This window comes from Streptoverticillium reticulum (genome assembly GCF_047456005.1).
Classification (GTDB): domain Bacteria; phylum Actinomycetota; class Actinomycetes; order Streptomycetales; family Streptomycetaceae; genus Streptomyces; species Streptomyces reticulum.
The window spans coordinates 2,876,722-2,897,877 of sequence record NZ_CP179755.1 but is presented as its reverse complement, the minus strand read 5'-3'; the positions used below and the strand labels follow the sequence as shown (position 1 = coordinate 2,897,877).

16 protein-coding genes and 1 pseudogene are annotated in these 21,156 nt (G+C 73.8%); 11 read left to right on the top strand and 6 right to left on the bottom strand.

The genetic code is table 11. The features are described 5' to 3' along the window. Nucleotides 1-93: 93 nt before the first annotated feature. Genes ACMATS_RS12860 through ACMATS_RS12850 form a run of 3 tightly spaced genes read right to left on the bottom strand, consistent with a single transcriptional unit; the run spans nt 94 to nt 2,850 of the window. Nucleotides 94-855: an amino acid ABC transporter ATP-binding protein gene (locus ACMATS_RS12860; RefSeq protein WP_390776510.1), complete on the bottom strand. Its 762-nt coding sequence runs from the start codon at nt 853-855 to the stop codon at nt 94-96. Beyond that, nucleotides 852-1,838, bottom strand: coding sequence for an amino acid ABC transporter permease (locus ACMATS_RS12855; RefSeq protein ID WP_390776511.1), 987 nt, complete (start codon nt 1,836-1,838; stop codon nt 852-854). The genes ACMATS_RS12860 and ACMATS_RS12855 overlap by 4 nt, the downstream gene beginning before the upstream one ends. Nucleotides 1,839-1,878: 40 nt before the next feature. Next, nucleotides 1,879-2,850: an ABC transporter substrate-binding protein gene (locus ACMATS_RS12850; RefSeq protein ID WP_390776512.1), complete on the bottom strand. Its 972-nt coding sequence runs from the start codon at nt 2,848-2,850 to the stop codon at nt 1,879-1,881. A 485-nt stretch (nt 2,851-3,335) separates the two neighbouring features. On the opposite strand from ACMATS_RS12850, the gene ACMATS_RS12845 reads away from it, so the two are divergent. The 3 genes and pseudogenes from ACMATS_RS12845 to ACMATS_RS12835 all read left to right on the top strand — a co-directional run. Then, nucleotides 3,336-4,553: an NADP-dependent malic enzyme gene (locus tag ACMATS_RS12845; RefSeq protein ID WP_390776513.1), complete on the top strand. Its 1,218-nt coding sequence runs from the start codon at nt 3,336-3,338 to the stop codon at nt 4,551-4,553. Between the two features lie 130 nt (nt 4,554-4,683). Beyond that, entirely contained in the window at nt 4,684-5,646 is a 963-nt protein-coding gene (locus tag ACMATS_RS12840) for a zinc-binding dehydrogenase (protein WP_414167963.1), read from the top strand. 128 nt (nt 5,647-5,774) lie between these two features. Further along, nucleotides 5,775-6,899, top strand: a pseudogene (locus tag ACMATS_RS12835) (glycoside hydrolase family 5 protein); the annotation flags it as partial. On the opposite strand, the gene ACMATS_RS12830 reads toward ACMATS_RS12835, so the two are convergent. Both ACMATS_RS12830 and ACMATS_RS12825 read right to left on the bottom strand, forming a co-directional pair. After that, on the bottom strand, nt 6,898-7,593 hold the full coding sequence (locus ACMATS_RS12830) for a PadR family transcriptional regulator (protein WP_390776515.1): 696 nt from the start codon (nt 7,591-7,593) through the stop codon (nt 6,898-6,900). The pseudogene ACMATS_RS12835 and the gene ACMATS_RS12830 sit on opposite strands and share 2 nt — an antisense overlap. Next, the gene (locus tag ACMATS_RS12825; protein ID WP_390776516.1) at nt 7,593-8,456 is read right to left on the bottom strand and encodes a DUF4097 family beta strand repeat-containing protein; all 864 of its coding nucleotides are present in this window, start codon (nt 8,454-8,456) and stop codon (nt 7,593-7,595) included. The genes ACMATS_RS12830 and ACMATS_RS12825 overlap by 1 nt, the downstream gene beginning before the upstream one ends. 105 nt (nt 8,457-8,561) lie before the next feature. On the opposite strand from ACMATS_RS12825, the gene ACMATS_RS12820 reads away from it, so the two are divergent. Beyond that, nucleotides 8,562-9,335 (top strand): hypothetical protein, encoded by a 774-nt coding sequence (locus ACMATS_RS12820; RefSeq protein ID WP_390776517.1) that lies wholly within the window; start codon nt 8,562-8,564, stop codon nt 9,333-9,335. Between the two features lie 100 nt (nt 9,336-9,435). On the opposite strand, the gene ACMATS_RS12815 is transcribed toward ACMATS_RS12820, so the two are convergent. Further along, nucleotides 9,436-9,618 (bottom strand): DUF6104 family protein, encoded by a 183-nt coding sequence (locus ACMATS_RS12815; protein ID WP_358349821.1) that lies wholly within the window; start codon nt 9,616-9,618, stop codon nt 9,436-9,438. Between the two features lie 109 nt (nt 9,619-9,727). Here ACMATS_RS12815 and ACMATS_RS12810 point away from each other — a divergent pair, with 109 nt between their 5' ends. The 7 genes from ACMATS_RS12810 (at nt 9,728) to fxsT (ending at nt 21,120) form a co-directional block, all read left to right on the top strand. Beyond that, nucleotides 9,728-10,105, top strand: a complete 378-nt coding sequence (locus ACMATS_RS12810; RefSeq protein ID WP_390776518.1) for a CU044_2847 family protein — start codon at nt 9,728-9,730, stop codon at nt 10,103-10,105. Beyond that, nucleotides 10,051-12,261 carry a trypsin-like peptidase domain-containing protein gene (locus tag ACMATS_RS12805; protein ID WP_414170708.1) on the top strand — a complete coding sequence of 737 codons (2,211 nt, stop codon included), beginning with the start codon at nt 10,051-10,053 and terminating at the stop codon, nt 12,259-12,261. The genes ACMATS_RS12810 and ACMATS_RS12805 overlap by 55 nt, the downstream gene beginning before the upstream one ends. A 100-nt stretch (nt 12,262-12,361) precedes the next feature. After that, nucleotides 12,362-13,366 carry an AAA family ATPase gene (locus tag ACMATS_RS12800; protein WP_390776520.1) on the top strand — a complete coding sequence of 335 codons (1,005 nt, stop codon included), beginning with the start codon at nt 12,362-12,364 and terminating at the stop codon, nt 13,364-13,366. Nucleotides 13,367-13,371: 5 nt separating this feature from the next. Beyond that, nucleotides 13,372-16,506: an SAV_2336 N-terminal domain-related protein gene (locus ACMATS_RS12795; protein WP_414167962.1), complete on the top strand. Its 3,135-nt coding sequence runs from the start codon at nt 13,372-13,374 to the stop codon at nt 16,504-16,506. 66 nt (nt 16,507-16,572) lie between these two features. Then, nucleotides 16,573-16,764, top strand: a complete 192-nt coding sequence (locus tag ACMATS_RS12790; protein WP_390776522.1) for a hypothetical protein — start codon at nt 16,573-16,575, stop codon at nt 16,762-16,764. Continuing rightward, nucleotides 16,731-18,047 carry an aKG-HExxH-type peptide beta-hydroxylase gene (locus ACMATS_RS12785; RefSeq protein ID WP_414167961.1) on the top strand — a complete coding sequence of 439 codons (1,317 nt, stop codon included), beginning with the start codon at nt 16,731-16,733 and terminating at the stop codon, nt 18,045-18,047. Before ACMATS_RS12790 ends, ACMATS_RS12785 begins: the two co-directional genes overlap by 34 nt. A 58-nt stretch (nt 18,048-18,105) precedes the next feature. Next, the gene (gene fxsT, locus ACMATS_RS12780; RefSeq protein ID WP_414167960.1) at nt 18,106-21,120 is read left to right on the top strand and encodes an FxSxx-COOH system tetratricopeptide repeat protein; all 3,015 of its coding nucleotides are present in this window, start codon (nt 18,106-18,108) and stop codon (nt 21,118-21,120) included. Nucleotides 21,121-21,156: the final 36 nt, after the last annotated feature.

The window sequence follows — 21,156 nt, the reverse complement described above, 5'->3', positions numbered from 1 at the left end:
GGTGCGTCGGCTGCGGGCCGGTGGGGGCTTGTCGCGCAGTTCCCCGCGCCCCTTCGGGGCGCACCCCCTTCGGGGCGCACCCCCTTCGGGGCGCTACAGCACCTTCGACAGGAACGACTTCGTCCGCTCGTGCTGCGGGTTCGTCAGCACCTCGCGCGGCGCGCCCGACTCGACGACCACGCCGTCGTCCATGAAGACGACCGAGTCCCCGACCTCACGGGCGAAGCCCATCTCGTGGGTGACCACGATCATCGTCATGCCGTCCTCGGCGAGGCCCCGCATGACGTCCAGGACGTCGCCCACCAGCTCCGGGTCCAGGGCCGAGGTCGGCTCGTCGAAGAGCATCAGCTTCGGCTCCATCGCCAGCGCCCGTGCGATGGCGACGCGTTGCTGCTGGCCGCCGGAGAGCTGCGAGGGGTAGTTGCCGGCCTTGTCGGCGAGGCCGACCCGGTCCAGCAGCTTCATCGCCCGTTCCCGCGCGACCGACTTGGTCTCGCCCTTGACCTGGACGGGGGCCTCCATGACGTTGGCCAGTGCGGTCATGTGCGGGAAGAGGTTGAAGCGCTGGAACACCATGCCGATGTCCCGGCGGTTCTGGGCGACTTCGCTGTCCTTGAGCTCGTAGAGCTTGTCGCCCTTCTGCCGGTAGCCGACGAGCTCGCCGTCGACGTACAGCCGGCCGGCGTTGATCTTCTCCAGGTGGTTGATGCACCGCAGGAAGGTCGACTTGCCGGAACCCGAGGGGCCGATGAGGCAGAACACCTCGCGCGGTGCGACCTCCAGGTCGATGCCCTTGAGGACCTGTGTGGCGCCGTAGGACTTGTGGACGCCCTCGGCCTTGACCATGGCGCTCATGCGCTGACGCCTCCCTTGGTGCGGCTGCCCAGACTGGCCAGGTTCGCCCTGATCTTCTGCCAGGGCGTGAGCGGCAGGCTGCGCAGCGAGCCGCGTGCGTAGTACCGCTCCAGGTAGAACTGCCCGACGCTGAAGACGCTGGTGAGGATCAGGTACCAGGTGGCGGCGAGGAACAGCATCTCCACCGTGGCACCGGTGGTCTGCCCGATGTCGGAGGTGGAGCGCAGCAGTTCCAGGTACTGTGCGGCGCTCGCGGCCAGCGACGAGGTCTTGAGCATGTTGATGAACTCGTTGCCCGTCGGCGGCACGATCACGCGCATGGCCTGCGGCAGCACGATCCGGCGGAGCGTTTTGCCCTGGCTCATGCCGAGCGCGTGCGCGGCCTCGGTCTGGCCCTCGTCGACCGACTGGATGCCGGCCCGGACGATCTCGGACATGTACGCGGCCTCGTTGAGCCCGAGACCCAGCAGCGCGGCCATGAACGGCGTCATGAACGAGCTCATGTAGTCACGGTAGATCGGGCCGAGGTTGATCTCCGGGAAGATCAGCGCGAGGTTGAACCACAGCAGCAGCTGGACGTAGACCGGGGTGCCCCGGAAGAACCAGATGTAGAGCCAGGAGACGGAGGACGTCACCGGGTTCTTGGACAGCCGCATCACGGCCAGCACGATGCCGAGGACGAGGCCCAGCAGCATGGCGAGGAGCGAGATGAGGACGGTCTTGCCGAGGCCGGAGACGACGGAGGAGTCGAAGAGGTAGTCGGGAATGGCGCCGTAGTGGACGTTCGCGGAGGCGAAGGCGTTGACCAGCAGCCCCAGCAGAACGATCACGACGGCGGCGGCTATCCAACGCCCGTAGTGCCGCACGGGGATGGCCCGGATGGCCTCGGGCTCGAAGGCCGTGGCCGTCACAGCCCCGGGCGCGGCGTCCGGCTTCTCCTTCTCCGGCTTTCCCGGCTCCGGCTTCTCTGGAGAGTCAGTCATGGATGTGACCTTTCAGCGGTCAGTACGAGGGAAAGGAAGGTCAGGAACCGCCGTTGATCTTGGGTTCCTTGATCGTTCCGGCCTCGACACCCCAGGTCTTCATGACCTTTGCGTAGTCGCCGTTCTTGATGATCGCGTCCATCGCCTCCTTCAGGGCGTCGCGCAGCTGCGTGTTGCCCTTGGCGACGGCGATGCCGTACGGAGCGGCCTCCACCTGGTCGCCGACGATCTCGAAGTCGTTGCCGCCGCCGGAGGTCTTGACCGCGTAGGCCGCGACCGGGAAGTCGCTGGAGACGGCGTCCACGCCGCCGGCCTTCAGCCGCGTCTGGGCCTCCAGGTCGGTGTCGAAGGCCTCGATGCCGATCTTGCCCTTGTCGGCCTTCTCGCACTTGTCCGACTCGGACTTGGCCATGTCGTCCGAGACCGTGCCGCGCTGCACGGCGATCTTCTTGCCGCAGAGGTCGTCCCAGGACTTGATGTCCTTGGTGTCGCCCTTCTTCGTGTAGATCGACACGCCCGCGGTGAAGTAGTCGACGAAGTCGACGCCTTCGCCCACCTTCTTCTGGGTCTTGGAGTCGACGCCCTCCTGCCGGTCCTTGGTGTCGGTCATGGCGGACATCGCCATGTCGTAGCGCTTGGAGCGCAGGCCGGTCAGCAGCGTGTCGAACGTGCCGTTGTTGAACTCGAAGGTCACGCCGAGCTGCTTGCCGAGCGCGGCGGCGATGTCCGGGTCGATGCCGACGGTCTTGCCGTCCTTCTTGAACTCGACCGGCGGGTAGGCGATGTCGGAGCCGACCTTGATCACACCGGCGTCCTGGACGGACTTGGGGAGCTTGGCGAAGAGCGGCGCCGAGGAGGAGGCCTTGCCGGTGGCCTCGCCGCCACCGCTGCCGGACTTGCCTCGCTGGTCGCCGCAGCCGGTCAGCAGCAGGGCGCCGGCGACCGCGATCGCGCCGGCCGCGGCCAAACGACTCCTGGCGGCAGCCGGGCGGGGGGTGGAGCTTGCGGTCATTGCTGGTTCCTCCTGCGGGTGAGGGGATCGCCGACTGGTCAACACTGCATGTGGTTCACAAGCGGTAACGCGTTACCCGGGGTGCACAGGGGTACCGAAGAGGCCCGGCGCACCTGCTGTGCGGTCGCAACCTCGTGCGGTCTGCGCATCTTGCCATCCGGAGTGCCCCATTCGGGGGCCCAGCTATATCAAAATCGGATAACGGGCCGTCCGCATGCGCTACTGGTCAGTAAGGAACCGGTCGCACTTGGCATGGTTTTGTCATGAGGATTCGCCCATACCCGCAGAACGCCCGGGAACTCGCTCGTCCGCCGCCGTACTCATCCGGTAGAAAGGCCGGGGACCCCTCACCCGGGGCTCAGGGCGCGCCGTCGCAGCGCGCGCCCGGCGTCCGTACCACCCCTGTCACGGACGCGGCGTCCCACCCGCCCCGTATCCCGGGGCGGCTACCCTCGACAGCAGTTACGACAAAGGGGTCAACAACAGTGTCAGCGGAGATTGTGAATCCTCGGAGCGACAGCGGCCGGCAGGACGGAGACGCTCACGACGAGCTCTTCGACCCGGCCTTCGCACTGCACCGTGGCGGCAAGATGGAGATCCGGGCGACGGTCCCGGTCCGGGACCGGGACGACCTGTCCCTCGCCTACACGCCCGGCGTGGCCAAGGTGTGCAGCGCGATCGCCGAGCAGCCCGAGCTCGTCCACGACTACACCTGGAAGTCCCAGGTCGTCGCCGTGGTGACGGACGGCAGCGCGGTGCTGGGCCTGGGGGACATCGGGCCCGAGGCGTCGCTGCCCGTCATGGAGGGCAAGGCCATCCTCTTCAAGCAGTTCGGCGGCGTCGACGCGGTGCCGCTCGCGCTCGACTGCCGCGAGGTCGACGAACTCGTCGACACCGTCGCCCGGCTCGCGCCCTCCTTCGGCGGCATCAACCTGGAGGACATCTCGGCGCCGCGCTGCTTCGAGGTCGAGCGCCGGCTCCAGGAGCGCCTGAACATCCCCGTGTTCCACGACGACCAGCACGGCACCGCCGTCGTCACCCTCGCCGCCCTGCGCAACGCGGCCCGCCTCACCGGCCGCGAGCTCGGCGACCTGCGCACCGTCATCTCCGGCGCGGGCGCGGCCGGCGTGGCCATCGCCCGCATCCTGGTCGAGGCCGGCATCGGCGACGTCGCCGTGTGCGACCGCAAGGGCATCGTCTCCCGGGACCGCGAGGACCTCACCGACGTCAAGCGCGAGCTGGCCGGCTTCACCAACAGGTCCGGTATCTCCGGCACGTTGGAGACGGCCCTCGACGGCGCGGACGTCTTCATCGGCGTCTCCGGCGGCACGGTCCCGGAGAGCGCCGTGGCCACGATGGCCGACGACGCGCTCATCTTCGCGATGGCCAACCCCAATCCGGAGATCCACCCGGACGTCGCCCACAAGTACGCGGCCGTGGTCGCGACGGGCCGCAGCGACTACCCGAACCAGATCAACAACGTCCTCGCCTTCCCCGGCATCTTCGCCGGTGCGCTGCAGGTGCGGGCCACGCGCATCACCGAGGGCATGAAGCTGGCGGCGGCCGAGGCGCTGGCCGCCGTGGTGGCCGACGAGCTCAGTGCGGAGTGCGTGATTCCGTCGCCGTTCGACCCGCGGGTCGCGCCGGCCGTCACGGCAGCCGTGGCGCTTGCCGCGCGGAAGGACGGGGTTGCCGGGCGGTAACGCCGTTGGTCGGCTGCGGGTTCGCCGTGCTTGCTCGCGCAGTTCCCCGCGCCCCTTTCGGGGCGCGGGGGACGCGTGTCACACCCGCGTACGGTTCCGCCGCGGACGCGCACCCCGCTAGGTTCGGATCATGTTCGCCGCCTATGCCGCACGCATCGACCGTGACCAGCCGCTGAACGGCCTTGAGTTGGGGGAGCGCCCCGAGCCCGAGGTGCGGCCCGGCTGGACGACCGTCACCGTCAAGGCCGCCTCCCTCAACCACCACGACCTGTGGTCGCTGCGTGGTGTGGGCCTGTCCGAGAAGGCCCTGCCCATGATCCTCGGCTGTGACGCGGCCGGGATCGACGAGGACGGCAACGAGGTCGTCCTGCACTCCGTCATCGGCCAGACCGGTCACGGCGTGGGCCCGGACGAGCCCCGCTCGATCCTCACCGAGCGCTATCAGGGCACGTTCGCCGAACGGGTCTCCGTGCCGGCCTGGAACGTGCTGCTGAAGCCGAAGGAGCTGTCCTTCGAGGAGGCGGCCTGCCTGCCGACCGCGTGGCTGACCGCCTACCGGATGCTGTTCACCAACGCGGGCGTGCGGCCGGGCCAGAGCGTCCTGGTGCAGGGCGCCGGGGGCGGCGTGGCCACGGCGGCCATCGCGCTGGGCGCGGCGGCCGGGCTGCGGGTCTTTGCGACGAGCCGCGACGCGGCCAAGCGGGCGCGCGCCCTGGAGCTGGGCGCCGTCGGGGCCTTCGAGGCGGGCGCGCGGCTGCCGCAGCGCGTGGACGCGGTCATCGAGACGGTGGGCGCGGCGACGTGGTCGCACTCGGTCAAGTCCCTCAAGCCCGGCGGCACGTTGGTGATCTCGGGCGCGACCAGCGGGCCCAACCCGCCCGCGGCCGAGCTGACCCGGATCTTCTTCCTGGAGCTCAAGGTCGTCGGCTCGACGATGGGCACGAAGGAGGAACTGGCGGACCTGCTGGCCTTCTGCGCGGCGACCGGCGTCCGGCCGGTGATCGACTCGGTCCTGCCGCTTGACCGGGCGCGGGAGGGCTTCGCGAAGATGGAGGGCGGAGACCTGTTCGGGAAGGTGGTCCTGACCACCTGAGCCCCGTAAAGGGCGCGGGGCAGCCCTGCATCATGCGGCTCCGCCGCGTGGGCGCGACCAGCCACGGACGGCCCGCAGTCGGAGGACCGCGGGTTCAGCGGAACGCTGAGGAGGCGCCGGTGCGCGGTATGCGGTCGGTCGTGGCGGCGACGGCCCTGACGGCGGTGCTGGCCCTGACGGCCGCCCGGCCCCCGGCAGGGGACCCCGTTCCGCGGCTCACCGACGCGCGCCACCGCCCCCTCGTCCTGCGCGGCTGGAACGTCGAGGACAAGACCCACCGCGGCCCCGACGCCCTCCGGGACATCACGGAACGTCATTTCCGCGACCTTTCCGCGCACGGATTCAACCTCGTCCGCCTGCTGGTCTTCTGGGACGACCTGGAACCCGCCCCGGGGCAATACAGCGAGCGATATCTCGCCCGTATCGAGCGCATTCTGGACTGGTCCGCCCGATATCGCCTCCATGTGGTGCTGGATGCCCATCAGGACGTCTACGGACCGGCTTTCGGCGGTCACCGCGGCATTCCCGAATGGGCCACGCGCACGGACGGCCTGCCGTATACGCCACATCCCGGCGACTGGTTCTCCGAGTACTACGAGCCCGCGGTGCAGGCCGCGTTCGAGCACCTTTACCAGGATGCGGATCTGCGGAATGCGCAGGCGCGCATGTGGCAGGTGCTGGCGGGGCGATTCGCACGGCACCCGGCGGTTCTCGGCTACGACCTGATGAACGAGCCGATGGGAAAACTGCGCCCGGGCGAGGACCTCCCCGCGGCGGCGCGCCGGATCGAGGCCACGCAACTGACGCCGATGTACGGGCGTATCGCCGCGGCGGTCCGCCGGGTGGACCGAGGGCACTGGCTGTTCGTGGAGCCGACCCCCGCCGCCGGCGAGGGCCTGCCCACCGGGCTCGGCCGGATCGCCGACCCGAAGGTGGTGTACGCGCCGCACCTGTACGACGCGGCGATGGAGGCGGGGCGGGACTACGACCCCGCCTCCGGCTGGCTCGCGCGGTACGAGACCGCGGTGGTGCGGTACGGGCGGGAGCACCGGGTCCCCGTCGTGGTGGGCGAATGGGGCTCGCCCCGCAGCGAGTTGCCGCACATGCGGCGGTTCTACCGCGACGCGCTGGCGTCGATGCAGCGGTACGCCTCCGGCTGGGCGAGCTACACGTGGTGCTACGGGGGCGGGTACTGCGCGGTCGACGCCGCGGGCCGGTTCCTGCCGAACAAGGAGCTCACCGCCCGCCGGTTCACTCCTTCCCGCCCCGCCCCTGGCTGAGCACGGCGCCGATCCCGGCCGCCGCCTCCGCCAAGTGGGCGCGCACCTCGGCGAGTTGATCGGACGTCACCCCGTGGTCCCGGGCGGTGTCCCGCACCTCGTCGCGGAACCGGTCCAGCAGGCGCTCAAGTTCGCGGCCGGCGTCCTTCCACGCCTGCCGGGCGCGCCGGCTCTCCTCCTTGGCCCGCCGGGCCTGCTCCTTCCACTCCTCCTTCGCGCGCCGCAACTCCTCCTTGGCGCCGGCGAAGTAGTCGGAGATCATCGCCTCCCCGTTGCCCGCGCGGGACCGCAGTGCGGCCTCGCGCATCTCGCGCCGCAGGTCCCCGGCCGCGCCGCGGACGTCCTCGCGGATGTCCGCGGCCAGTGCGGCGACGGATTCGCGGATCTCCAGCTCCAGCTCGGCCAGTTCGCCCTGCCGGTCGGCGAGTTCGGCGCGCCCGGCGTCCGTGATGGAGTAGACCTTGCGGCCGCCCTCCGTCGCGTGCGTGACGAGCCCCTCGGTCTCCAGCTTGGCCAGCCGCGGGTACACCGTGCCGGCCGACGGCGCGTAGAGCCCCTGGAAGCGCTCCTCCAACTGCCGGATGATCTCGTACCCGTGGCGCGGCGCCTCGTCGAGGAGCCCCAGCAGATAGAGCCGCAGCCGGCCGTGGGCGAAGACGGGGGCCATCAGAGCACCTTCCCTTCCGCCGGGCCCGGGCCCGGTTCCGTGGACTCCGCCGGCCGTCGCAGCAGGGCCACGCCGCCGGACACCGTGGTGATCTTCAGGCGGCCGTTCCCCGTCCCCAGCCGGCCGGTGATGCGCCGGGCGCCCCACTGCCCGCCGACCCGCAGGTCCTCGAAGGCGCAGGAGACCGGGCCGCTGGCCGTGTTGGCCTCGACCTCGGCGTCGACGGGGTGCGGCAGCCGGATCGCGATCTCGCCGGAGACGCTGGTGAGCGTGAGCGAGGGGCTCGTCCCGGCGGTGCCGGAGAGGTCGACGAGCATGTCGCCGCTGACGGAGTCGGCCTTGACGGTGCCGCCCTCGGTCTCGATCAGCGTGAGGTCGCCGGAGACGGAGTTGAAGCGGAGCTCGCCGCCGAGCGACTGGGCCTCCAGGCGGCCGGACACCGTGTCGGCCCGGACCGTGCCCGTCAGGCCGACGAGGGTGGCTTCGCCGGAGACGGTGGCGATCTTGGCGTCGCCGGCGGTGCGGGAGACGACGGCGCCCGCGGAGACGGTGCCGACGTCGACGGGCGTGGCCGTCGGGACGGTGAGCGTGACGACGACCCTGCGGTGCCGCTCCTTGGGGTCGAACCACTTGAGGAAGCCCGTCCAGGGCACGTCGTCATAGGTGACGGTGAGCGTGCCGCTCGTGTGGGTGACGACGAGCGGGGGACCCTCGATCTCCGTCAGCTCCAGTCGGGCGGGCCCGGAGTCCGTGCCGACGATATTGACCGTGCCGCCCACGACGCGCGCCTTCAGGGCCGTGACCGGCTCGTCGAAGGTGAGCTTCTGTGGCGTGGCCAGTGACCACTTCGACTGGGTGGGCATTCCGGGCCTCCTCTGACCGACGACGCAACATATCGCGTCTCACAAGACACGATATATCGCGGTCACTGGAAGTCAAGTGCCGCCCCCGTGGCTTAGCGTTGACGCATGTCCGCAACTGATCACAGCCGGGCGGCGGGGGTTCTGCTGCTCTGCCGGGCCGAGCCCGACCGCGTCCGTCCTTCCGCGCAGCTGCTGCGCGAACCGCTCCTCCTGGCCCCCGCGGGCGAGGGGTGGAGCGTACTGGTGCCGGGGGAGGAGGCCTGGCGCGAGGAGGGCTCGCAGATCGCCGCCATGACGGCGGACTGGGCGCACGCGCTGACCGTCGCCGAGACCTGGCCGGCGGTCGGGCTGTGGTGGGACGAGCAGGGCGCGGGCTTCGTGGTGGCGTCCGGCTTCCGCCGCACCGTCGGCTACACCTGGCTCGCGGACGGCACCCCGCTGGGCGGCGAGGACGCGATGACCGCGCTGCGCGCGCGGCTCGGACTCGATCCGGTGCTGGACGCCGAGGCGTTCGACCGGCTGACGGAGGCGGACTCCGACGCGGATGCCGCTGCGCGGGTGCTCGGGCTGATCGCGGTGCTGTCGCGGGCGGGCCTGCACCTGGGCACCGGGCTCGCGCCCGGCGCCGGGGCCGAGCGGCTGCGGGCCGCGGCGGGGTCCCTGCCGGAGGCGGAGCCGGTGGAGTGGCCGGGGTGGCGGGCCGCCGTGCGCGGGCCGCGGGCCCGCGCGCTGGGGGTGGCCGAAGTCGCCGTCGGCGCCGGGCTGCTGCTGTGGGGGCGACGGCGCCCCCGGGTCCGGCTGGCGGGGGCGTTGCTCTGCGCCGACGGGGCGCTCACGATCGCGTACGACACGTGGCGCGCCCGGCGGGACCGGGACTGAGCGGGGCTGCGCCCCGCGCCCCGCTTCGTCGTCGGCTGCGGGTCCGCCGTGCTTGCTCGCGCAGTTCCCCGCGCCCCTGACGGGGCGCGGGCGAAGCCGACTACTCGTCGTCGTCCTCGTCGTCCAGTCGCGCCAACCACGTCGCGAGACGTTCGACCGGCACCTCGAAGTCCGGGTTGAGGTCCACGAACGTGCGGAGCTGCTCGGCGACCCAGCCGAGGGTGACCTCGTCCTCGCCCCGCCGGTTCTCCAGCTCCTCGATGCCGCGGTCGGTGAAGTACAACGCACTCTCCGTCATTGATAGTCGGCGCTCGTCACGCATTACGGGTAGAGAGCCAGGATAGGTCCCGACTAGCCTGCTGCATCATCGCGGCTAGCGGGGGGTGGGACGCGTGGCTCAGGGGATCACTCAGGTCCGGCTGGACGACGGCACCGTCGTCTGGGCACGGATCACGGACGCGCACGAACTCGACGAGGACGCGGCGGAGGACGGCGGCTACGCCGACTCCAGCGCCGTGAGCAGGGTCGCCGAGATGACCGACGGCCTGTCCGACGTCGTCCGCGGCGTCGTCGGCTCGCTCCGCATGGGCCTCGCGGCAGCGGCCCCGCAGGAGGTCGAGGTCGAGTTCGGGATCGAGCTGTCGGCCAAGGCCGGCAAGGTCATCAGCCTGCTCGCGGACGGCGAGGGCCGGGCGTCGATCACGGTGCGGCTCACCTGGAACCAGGCGGAACGAGCGGAGCTCGCCGCCGCGACCCCGGCTGCTCCTTGAGCGCCTGGGACGGCCCCGCGCGCCGGTCGGTCGTACGCATTTCCACGCCGGGCGGCGGGTATGAGCGAAGCGGCACCGGGTTCTGGGGCAGTGGCTTCTTCATCGCGCCCGGGTGGGTGCTGACCTGTGCCCATGTGGTGGGAAACGGGGGTGGCGGCGTGCTCGGCGGCGGTACGGCCATCGACATCACCGACGCGGACGAGCACACCGTGCAGGGCCGCGTCGCGCTGGTGCTGCCCGTGCCGGCCGACCCCGCGTCCCCGCCCCGCCGCTGGCCCCTGCCGGACCTCGCCCTGGTGGAGGTGGCTGAGGCGGACGGCGCCGAGTGCCTCTGGCTGAGCGACCGTTCGACGATCGTCCCGGCCCCGGTCAGCCTGCACGGCTGGTCGCTGGAGACGGGCGAGCTGGCCCTGCGCTTCGGCGTGGGCACCGCGACCGGCGGCGACGGCAGCGAGGGCAACGCGATGCTGCTGCGCGGCGAGATCCCCGTGGCCGGCTGCTCGGGCGGGCCCGTGGTGGACACCGCCCGCGGCGCGGTGATCGGGGTGAGCAAGGGCCGCGGCAAGGACACCGCGGGCCTGGCCGTGCCCATCACGGCGCTGCGCCGCATCGCCGACGACGCCCCGGGCCGCAGTCTGCTGCACTCCGTCGTGCGGGCCCACGACCGCCACCACTTACGGCGCTACCGCACCCTGGGCATGCGCAGCTGGACGGGCCTGCAGCAGGACCGGCGCCTGCACGCGGCCGACAGCTTCACCCCGGTGCTGCGCGCCCATCTCTTCGCCCGGCTCGCCGAGTTGCCGCCGCCCGGCACGCCCGCCGAGGTCATGGCGCTGGTGGACCGGGCCAAGCGCCGGGTGATCCAGGGGCCGTACCAGCCGGGGGTCGAGCACGACCCGCGCAGCTGGCGCGAGGGCGTGGGCCTGCTCTACGACCTGCGCGGCGACGACGGCGACGGCGGCGGCGAGGCGGGCCGCGGTCCCGGGCGGGACCTGGAGCTGGAGGCCGTGCTGCTGTACGCGGCCCTGGTGGTGGCGGAGCTCGGCCGGCCGGGGCGGCCGGGTCCGCCGGTGGACGTGCAGCTGCTGCGCGACGTCAGCGCCTGGCTGGAGAACCACGCCGAGCCGCTCACCGACGTCATACGGTGGGAGATCGACGACATCCTGCACGGCGGCGCGCCCGACGGCCAGGACGGGCCGGTGCCGCTCCGCCCGCTCCGGTCCGACGCCGTCGACCTGGGCAAGCGCCCGGCGCGGCCCGTCGAGCCGGCCGCGTCCCCGGCGCGCGCCCGCGCCGACGTGATCGTCGAGGTCGACCCCGTGCTCTACGGCAGCCGCTACCCCTGGCGCGTCAAACTCCTGCTGGAGGACGACCTGGTGACCCCGCTGACATCCGACGAGGAGGGCGTGCCCCGGGCCGGGCTGCGCGAGGCGCTGCGCGAGCCGATCGCCCAGGCGCTGAGCCTGGGCGACGTGGGGGACCATCTGGCCGCCCTGCACGTGGTGTTGCCGCGCGAGCTGTTCGACGAGCCGCTCGACTCCTGGCAGTTGACCCCGCCGGGCCGCGCCGCCTCGGGCATCGACCCGCACACCATGCCGCTGGGGCAGCGCCGCGTGGTCGTCGTGCGCGACCGGCGCCGCCGCGACTTCCCCGCGATACCGGAGTGGCGCCGGCGCTGGAAGGCCGCGGCCTCCGGCCCGATGACGGCCGTCTCGCTGCGCAACGAGGTGCCGGAGCCGGGCCACGACAGCCCGCGCCGGGAGACCGGGCACGCGACGTACCGGAGGCTGTCGTTCGCGGCCGACACGGCGGTGCCGGTCTACTGCGGCGAGGTGGCCGGGGGCGCGGGGGCCACCGCGATGGAGGCGGCGCTGGCCGCCGGGCACGCGGTGGCGATCTGGCGGCGCTGCGCCCCGGACCACCACGACTGCGCCGACTTCCACGACCGGGTGTCCCGGCTGGTGAGCGAGGCCGGCTCGGCCGAGGGGCTGCACCACCGGATACGCGAACTCCGCATCGCCTGCGGGGATCCCGACGAGCCCGACCCCGGGGCGCAGTGGGCGCAGTCGATCGCCCTGCTCTTCGACTCGCCGGACCATCCGCCGCTGCCCGACACGCCGTTGTACGCCCCCGGCACGTGGCCCGGGGCGTCGTGATGGCGGTGCGCGCGGCTGCGGCGGCCGGTACCTTCGGTCGGGGAACGGCGCCGGCCCATCGGACACCCCTGAGGTCACCATCAGCCGTGAGGAGCCACGCGTGAACGATTGGCGCATCTACCGAGGGGCGGGCCTGCCGCACGACGGGATCCGGCGGCTGCCGCCGCCCCCGCCCTGGCGGGACTTCGCCGCGACGGCGCCCGACGCGGGGGCCGGCACCGATCCCAGCGCCGCACGCCGGCTCGGGGTGCTGCGCCGGCTCGTGGAGAACCACCACCCGCGCCCCGAAGAGGTCGAGGCCGTCAACGCCGCGCTCTATCTGCGCCGTCCGCTGCTGGTGACGGGCAACCCGGGCACCGGCAAGTCGACGCTGGCGCACGCCGTGGCCTACGAGCTGGGACTGGGGCGGGTGCTGCGCTGGCCGATCGTCAGCCGCTCCACGCTGCGCGACGGGCTCTACCACTACGACGCCATCGCCCGCCTCCAGGACGTCCAGCTGGAACGGGCCGGGGGCGACGGCGGGGAGCGGCGCTCCATCGGCTCGTACGTCCGCCTGGGCCCGCTCGGCACGGCCCTGCTGCCGGCCGGGCAGCCGCGCGTCCTGCTCGTCGACGAGCTCGACAAGAGCGACCTGGACCTGCCCAACGACCTGCTCAACGCCCTGGAGGAAGGGGAGTTCCACCTTCCGGAGCTGGAGCGGATCGCCGACCGCGAGCCCGAGGTCGAGGTGCTGACCGACGACGGCGGGCGGGCCGCGATCCAGGGCGGGCGGGTGCGCTGCACCACCTTCCCGCTGATCGTCCTCACCTCCAACGGCGAACGCGACTTCCCCGCCGCCCTGTTGCGGCGCTGCATCCAGCTCGACCTCAAACCGCCCGGCGAGGAGCAGCTGACCGCGATGGTGCGGGCGCACCTGGGGGACGACGCCGTGACCGACGGCGACGCCCTCATCCAGCGCTTCCTGGACCGCGAGCCGGGCGAGGTCATCGCCGCCGACCAGCTGCTGAACGCCCTCTTCCTCACCCAGCACGCGCCGCGCACCGAACGGGTCACGCGGGACCGGCTCGCCGAAATGCTGATGCAGCCACTCGACCGTCCGAGGTGAATGAGATGACGGCGCCGCCCCCCGAGCAGCCGCTGGGGCAGCTGGTCGCCCGGCTGCGGGCCGCATCCTGGGAGCTCACGGCGGAGGAGCTCGCGGACGCGGTGTGGCTGGCCCAGTGGACGGGCCCGGCCCCCGCGGAGCCGGGGGACCGGGCGGAGACGGAGCCGCCGCGCTCCGCGTTCGTCGACGGCAGTGACGGCAGTGTGCACAGGGCCGTCGACGGCCCGCCGTCCCGCCCGCCCGGGCCGGGCAACGGTGAACCGCCGGCGGACGGCTCCGGCGCGTCGCGGCTCGCCGAACGCACCGGTCCCGTCCAGCTGTACGCCGCCCGCGGCGGCCGCACCGGCGGAGGCGTCGACGCCTTTCCGATACGGGTCCCGATGGCCGCCTCGCTGCCCGGGCTGCTCGGCCTGCAGCGCGCGCTGCGGCCGCTGCGCGGCTACCGGCCGGCGGCGGCGCGCGCCCGGGGACCGCTGGACGAGGACGCCACCGCCGAGCGCGGCGCCTGCACCGGCGTCCTGCACCCCGTCTTCCGGCGGGGCGGGCGGCGGGCGGCGTCCATGCAGCTGCTGATGGACGCCTCGCCGTCCATGGCGGTCTGGGAGCGGACGCTGGAGGAACTGCGCCAGACCTGCGCCCAGTTGGGCGTCTTCCGGGACGTCCAGGTGCGCTATCTGCACCGCGCCGACGACGGCACGCCGCTCGTCGGCACCTCGGCCTCGCCCGCCGCGGCGCGCCGCCAGCGGCCGCGGCCCGCGGACCAGTTCCGCGACCCCACCGGGCAGCGGCTCACGCTCGTCGTCAGCGACTGCGTGGGGCCGCTGTGGCAGGAGGGGCGGGCGCAACGGCTGCTGCACCACTGGTCGCTGAGCTCGCCGCTGGCCGTCGTACAGCCCCTGCCGCCACGGCTGTGGCCGCGGACGGCGCTGCCCGCGGGCGGCGGGACGCTGGTGCGCGACCCCGGGCCCGGCGGCCGGCTGGGCTTCGCGTCCGAGGGCTACGGCCCGCTGCCCGGCCCCGGCGCGCTGCCGGTGCCCGTGCTGCTGCCCACGCGCGAGGCGCTGGGCAGCTGGGCACGGCTGCTGTCCGGCCCCGGCCGGACGGCCGTGCACGGTGCCGCGGGCTGGCTGCTGCCCGACCACCCGGCCCGGCCGGTGCCGCCGGGGTCCGCCGGCCGCGATGCCGACCAGCTGCTCCGGACGTTCCGGGCGGGCGCCTCGCCCGGGGCGCTGCGCCTGGCCGTGCACCTGGCCGCCGTTCCGCTGACGCTGCCCGTGATGCAGGTGGTGCAGCGCGCGATGCTGCCCGACACCGGCCCCATGGAACTGGCCGAAGTTTTGCTCAGCGGGCTGCTGCAGCGCCTGCCCGACCCGCGGGACGACGCCTTCCCCGGCCTGGACGCGGCCTCGTACTGGTACGAATTCGCCGACGGCGTCCGGGAGATGCTGCTGCGCACCCTGGACCGCAGCGCGGCGGCGCTGGTGCTCAAGCACTGCTCGGAGTACGTGGAACGGCACTTCGGCAAGGGCGCGCGCAACTTCGCCGCCCTCGCGGCCGCCCAGCTCGCAGGCGCGCAGTTCGCGGCGCCGGACCCCGGGCGGCAGGTGCCCGGGGCCGCGGAGCCCGAGCTGTTCGCGGAGGTCCCCGCCCGCGTGGTGCGCTGGTACCGGCCCGTGCCGGTGGGCGGCGGCCCCGTGGGCGAGGCGGAACGGCTGCTGCGCCTGTGGCGGGTCCAGGCCGACCCGACCCTGCTGCACCGTGCCCGCACCCTGGCGGGCCCGGCGGCCGGCGCCCCGCTCGGCGGCGAGGGGGACGCCGACGGCATACGGGCCAGGATCGTGCTCGGCGAGGTGCTGCTGGCCCTCGCGGGCACCGAGTCGGTGCGGGGCGACGCGCAGGCGTGCCGCAGCGTGCTGGAGGAGGCCGTCGACCTGCTGGACGAGGTCCACGGCCACACCCCGACGGGCAGCCCCCGGCACACGGAGGCGGCCCTGGAGCTGGCCGCTGCGCACCACGCCTGCTGGAAGCAGCACGGCGGCGACCACCACCTGCTGACCGCCGCCCGCATCCTGCGCGACCTGCCCGGCGGCCGCCCGGTCCGGCACCTGCGCCTGGGCCGCGTCCTGCTGGACCTGGGCGCCGCGCACGCGGACGAGGCCGCCGCCGAACTCCGCATCGCCTGCGACCTCCTGGACACCACGGAGGCCCCGGGCGGCCGGCGCTGCGCGGCCCTGCTGGACCTGGCCCGGGCGCTGCGCCTGGCGCAGGCCCCCGCGCCCGGGACCCTCGCCGTCCTGGCCCGCGCCGCGGACCTGGCCGCGGACGACCTCCAGCGGCTGACCTGCCTGACGGAACAGGCCCGCGCGCACGACTCCGCCGGGGCACCGGCGGAGTCGGACGAGGCCTATGCGGCGGCGGTCGCCCTGACGGACCGGCACAGCGTGCAGCGCTGCGAACTCCTCACGGAATGGGGGGAGTCCCTGCTGCGCCGGGCCGCGGCCGAGGCGCCTCCTCCTCCGCCGCCCCGCGGCCCGGACCTGTCGACTCCTCCGCACGGCACGCCGGTGGCGCCGCTGCCGGCCACCGCCCAGGAGCCTGCCGACCCCGGGGAAGGGGAGACGGCCGCCCGCGCCGAGGCCGTGCTGCGGGAGGCGTTCGCCATGAGCCCGGGGCGGTCGCCCCTGCTGTCGCGGACGCAACTGCTGCTCGGGCGGGCGCTGGTGCTGCGGTTCGGGCGGCAGGGGTTCCTGCCCGACCTGTACGAGAGCTGCCACCTGCTGGAACAGGCCGCCCGGCGCGCGCCGGACGGGCTCACCCGGGCCGAGGCGTGGCTCGAACTCGGCGAGGCGCGGCTGGCGTTGTCCGCCCGCGGAGCGGTGCCGCAGGCCGACGCGGCCGCGGCGTTCGCGTCCGCCGCGGGGGAGGCCCGCACCGAGGAGGCGTACCTGGTCGCGGCCCGGGCCGCCCACCGGTACGGCACCGTCCTGGAGGGCATGGGGCTGCACCGCTCCGCCCTCACCGCCTACCGCGACGCGCAGCGCGCCTGGCACGAACTCACCGACCGGCTGGCCGAGGTGCCGTGGGACGAGGTCGAGGCCAACCGGAACAGCATCCGGCGGCTCGAACGCGTTTCCGGATGACGGGGCCTGGGAAGAACCGTGCAGCCGCGGGGCCGTTCCGCGGCGGGCGGCAGGGAGGAGAAGAGGGTGCCGAAGCACGAGAGCGGAACGCCGCCACTGCCCGACCTCACCGGGATGAGCCTGCGCTCGCTGCGTGCGGCGCGCACCGACCGGGACCCGGCGCTGGCGGCCGCCGTCGACCGTGCCCTGCAGCACCCGGCGGACCTGGGGGAGACCTGGTACTCGTGCGGTACCGAGGGCGGCCGGGCGCGCGGATGATGCCCGGCCCCCGGCCTGCCGGCCCGGCCCTGGCGCGCCTGGCCCGCACCCGCTCCGCCCACGGCGATGTCGCCCTGCTGCTCGGCGGGGTGCACAGCCGCCGCCTCGTGCTGCTCAAGTCCCTGCTCACCCGCCTGGAGCGGCACCCCGGCGCCGCGCCCGCCCCGGCCCGCCGACGCTTCGAGGAGCACTGGCGGTTGCTGGAGCAGGCCGAATCGCTGCACCCCCACTCGGTGCGCCGCACCCTCGACTACCCGGCCGTGGGCCACTGGCTGGCCCGCACCCTCGCCGCCGCCGACGGCGAACAACTGGGCGGCCTCCTGGAGCGGTTCGGGGCCGTCGCCGCCTCCGCCGCCCTGCGCGCGGGCACCGACTTCACCCTCGAACTGCCCGCCCCCGACGGCCTGCTGGCCCTGCCCGGCATCGGCCTGCTGGGCTGCGACACCCCCACGGTCCGCCTCACCGCCCGCGGCCCCGCGGCGCACCTGGCCCCCGGCCCCGTCCTGCACCGCGCGGCCGGCCGCGTGCACGGCAGCGGCACCGGCTGGCGCGGCCTGCGCCCGCTCCCCGGCAGCGCCGGGTACCTGGACGACCTGGACCCGCACCGCGCCCCGCCCGGCGGCGTCGGCCACGCCGCCCTGCCCGCCTCCCCCCGCTCGGCCACCGCCGTCCAGCCCTGGCTGTCCCGCTGGCGCGCGGCCCTGGCCCTGCTGCGCTTCGCCGACCCGCTGCGCGCCGCGGAGACCACGGCCCTGCTGCGCTGCCTGGTGCCGCTCGCCGGCGGGGACGCCGGCCAGGTCAGCGCCACCCTCCGGGCGGCCCCCGGCGCGGTGCTCTGCACCCTGCCGGACACCGCGGAGGACCTGGCCGAGGTCCTCGTCCACGAGACCCAGCACGGCAAACTGGCCGTGCTCCACGACCTCGTACCGCTGCACCACGCCGGCCCGCACGCCGTCCACCGGGTCCCCTGGCGCCCCGACCCGCGGCCCTTCGAGGGCGTGCTCCAGGGCACGTACGCACACCTCGCGCTGGCCGACTTCTGGACCCGGGCGGCCCGCCGCGACGGCCTCGCGCCCACGGTCCGGAGCGTCGCCGTGGCACGGGGTGACGCCTGCCGCAGGCAGGTCGCGCAGGCCCTGCCGCTCCTGCTTGAATCCAGGGAACTGACGCCCGCAGGACGGGAGTTCGCGGCCTGTATGCAGCAGCACCTGGTGTGCCTGGGGCGGTCCGTGGGCCCGTTCCCGACGGTCTGCGGAACGTCACCTTCCAGTGACGTACGGTAATCTTGGGGCAAAGCCGGCCGGTGGCCGGAGCACCGCGACGGAACGAGGGAGACGGGCGATGAGCACGCAGCGGCAGGGTTCCGGCAGCGGTTCGGTGCGGGCCGGCGAGAGCTTCGTCGTCGTCTTCGCCGGCTTCCACCGGCCCTGGGGCACCTGGATCGCCCACCGCCTGGAGAGCCACGGCCACTCCGTCACCCTGCACCGCTGGGACCCGCGCCGCGAGGTCCCGCTGGAGGACTACCTCGGCGACCTGCTGCTGGCCCCCGGCCGGATCCTGCTGGTGCTGGACGACTGGTTCTTCGCCCTCGGCCCGCGCCGCGAGGGCGAGTGGAGCGAGGCCCTGCGCGGCGTCGTCGCCCTCAACGCCGACCGCTTCGCCGCCGTCAACCTCACCAACCGCCCCCTGCTGCCCGCCACCGTCGTCCTCAAGCCCGTCGAACTGTGGGGCGTGGGCGCCCAGGAGGCCGAGCGCAGGCTGCTCGGCCGCCTCGACCTCCCCGCCGGCCCCGCCCGCCGCACCCTGCCCCCCGGCCCCGGCACCCGCTACCCCAACGACCCGCCGGCCGTCTGGGGCGAGATCCCCCGCCGCAACGCCCGCTTCACCGGCCGCGACGACCTGCTCAACTCCCTCCAGGAACACCTGATGGACGCCGACCAGGGCACCGCCGTGTGCGCCCTGGTCGGCATGCCCGGCATCGGCAAGACCCAGATCGCCGCCGAGTACGCCCACCGCTTCAGCTCCGACTACGACGTCGTCTGGTGGGTCAACTCCGACACCCGCGGCACCCAGCGCGAGCGCCTCGGCGAACTCGCCCCCGAACTCGGCCTGATCGCCGGCTCCGAGCCCGGCGAGCGGATCCGCGCCGTCCACGAGGCGCTGCGCCGCGGCGACCCCTACCCCCGCTGGCTGCTGATCTTCGACGGCTGGGACGACCCGGAGGGCGCCGAGGACCTGCTGCCCGACGGCGCCGGCCATGTGCTGATCACCTCCCGCAACCGCCGCTGGGCCGAGGCCGGCGCCACCCCCGTGGAGATCCCCGGCTTCCAGCGCCACGAGTCCACCGGCTACCTGATGCGCCGCGCCCCGCGGATCACCGCGGAGGAGGCCGACGCCGTCTCCGTCGAGCTGGAGGACATCCCCCTCGCACTCGTCCAGGCGGCCGCCTGGCTGGGCGAGTCCGACATGGACGTCACCGACTACCTGCGCATGGTGCGGGCCGGCGAACTCGCCGGATTCGCCGACCAGCCGGGCTTCGACAGCGTCCCGCGCTCGTCCCTCACCTCCTGGTCGATACTGATCAACCGGCTCCGCGAGGCCCAGCCCCACGCCGTCGAACTCCTGTCGCTGTGCACGTCGTTCGCCCCCGGCCGGATCCCCATCGGCCTCGTGCGGCACCTCCCGCAATCCCAGCTGCCCGAGGGCCTCGCCTGGCTCGCCGGCGACCTGCCCAGCTGGACCCGCGCCCTCGACACCCTCCTCAGCTACTCCGTCATCAGCGCCCGCGACACCCGCACCGCCCTGGCCGGCGAACCCGGCCCCGAACAGGAGTCGGTGCACATGCACCGGCTCGTCCACGACATCGTCTCCCGCCTCACCGCCCCCGACGAGCAGCGCGAACACCGCCGCGTCGTCCGCCGGATGCTCGCCGCCGCCGACCCCGGCAACCCCCAGGACAGCCGCCTGTGGCCGCGCTACGCCGAACTGCTGCCCCACCTGGAGCCCTCCGGCGCGCTCGCCAGCCACGACGCGGGCGTCCAGGAGACCGTCCTCAACCTGCTGCGCTACTGCTACCGCAGCGGCGAGTTCCGCCTCGGCGCCGAACTCGCCGACAAGATCCGCACCCAGTGGTCCGAGATCTTCCCGCCCGAGCACCCACGGATGCTCGACCTCACCACCCAGCAGACCAACATCCTGCGCGCCCACGGGGACTTCAGGACCGCCGGCGAACTCGACCGCGCCGTCCTCGAACGGCTGCGCTGCACCACCGGCGTCGAGCCCACCGCCCTGATGACCGCCACCAGCAGCCTCGCCGCCGACCAGCGGTACCTCGGCCAGTACGCCGAGGCGCTGCAGATGCAGCGCGAAGTCCTGGACACGGCCCTGCGGCTGCTGGGCCCCGACGACTACCTGACCCTCCTCGCCCAGCACAACCTGGGCCTGGGCCTGCGGCTGCTGGGCCGCTACGCCGAGGCGTACGACATCGACCTGGAGACCCTGCGCAAACGCGAGGCCCTGCTGCGCACCCGGCACGCCGCCACCCTCGTCTCCGGCCTCTCCTGCGCCCGCGACCTGCGCCTGATGGGCCGCTACGCGGACGCCCTGGCCCGCCAGGAACTGGTGGTCCGCATGCACATCCAGGTCCTCGGCCCCCAGCACCCGCAGACCCTGCGCGCCCGCCACAACCTGGTGCTCTGCGAACGGCGCGCCGGAACGCTCCAGGACATCGGCGGCGCCATGGCCGGCCTGCTGGAGCAGCTGGAACAGGTCCACGGGCGCCGCCACTACGCCACCACGGCCTTCGTCGTGGACTACGGCAACTACCTGCGCGAGCACGGCGACCTGAGCCACGCGCGCGAGCTCGTCCTGGAGGGCGACCACGCCTTCCGCGAACTGCTCGGGCCCGCGCACCCCATCAGCACCGGGATGCAGTCCAACGTGGGCCTCATCCTGCAGGCCGCGGGCGAACGGGCCGACGCCCTCACCCTGTTCGAGCAGGCGTACGCGGGCCTGGCGGCCACGCTGGGCCCGGACCACCCCGCGGTCCTGGGCTGCGCCCTGAACGCGGCCGCCGGCCGCAACTTCAACGGCCGCCTGGACACCGCCGAACAACTCAGCCGGGACACGTTGCGCCGGGCGCGGCATGCGCTGGGGCAGGACCATCCGTTCACGCTGTCGTGCGAGGTCGCCCTCGCAATGGATTTGCGGGGGCTCCGGCAGCATGAGGAGGCGGGGAAGGTGGAGGAGGACGCTTTGCAGCGTCTTACGCGCACCTTGGGTGCGCAGCACCCGCATACGCTGTCGGCGCGCCAACGGGTGCGTCCGTACTGGGACTTCGAGCCGTATCTGGGGTAAGTGCAGGCTGTCCTGGGCTGGTCGCGCAGTTCCCCG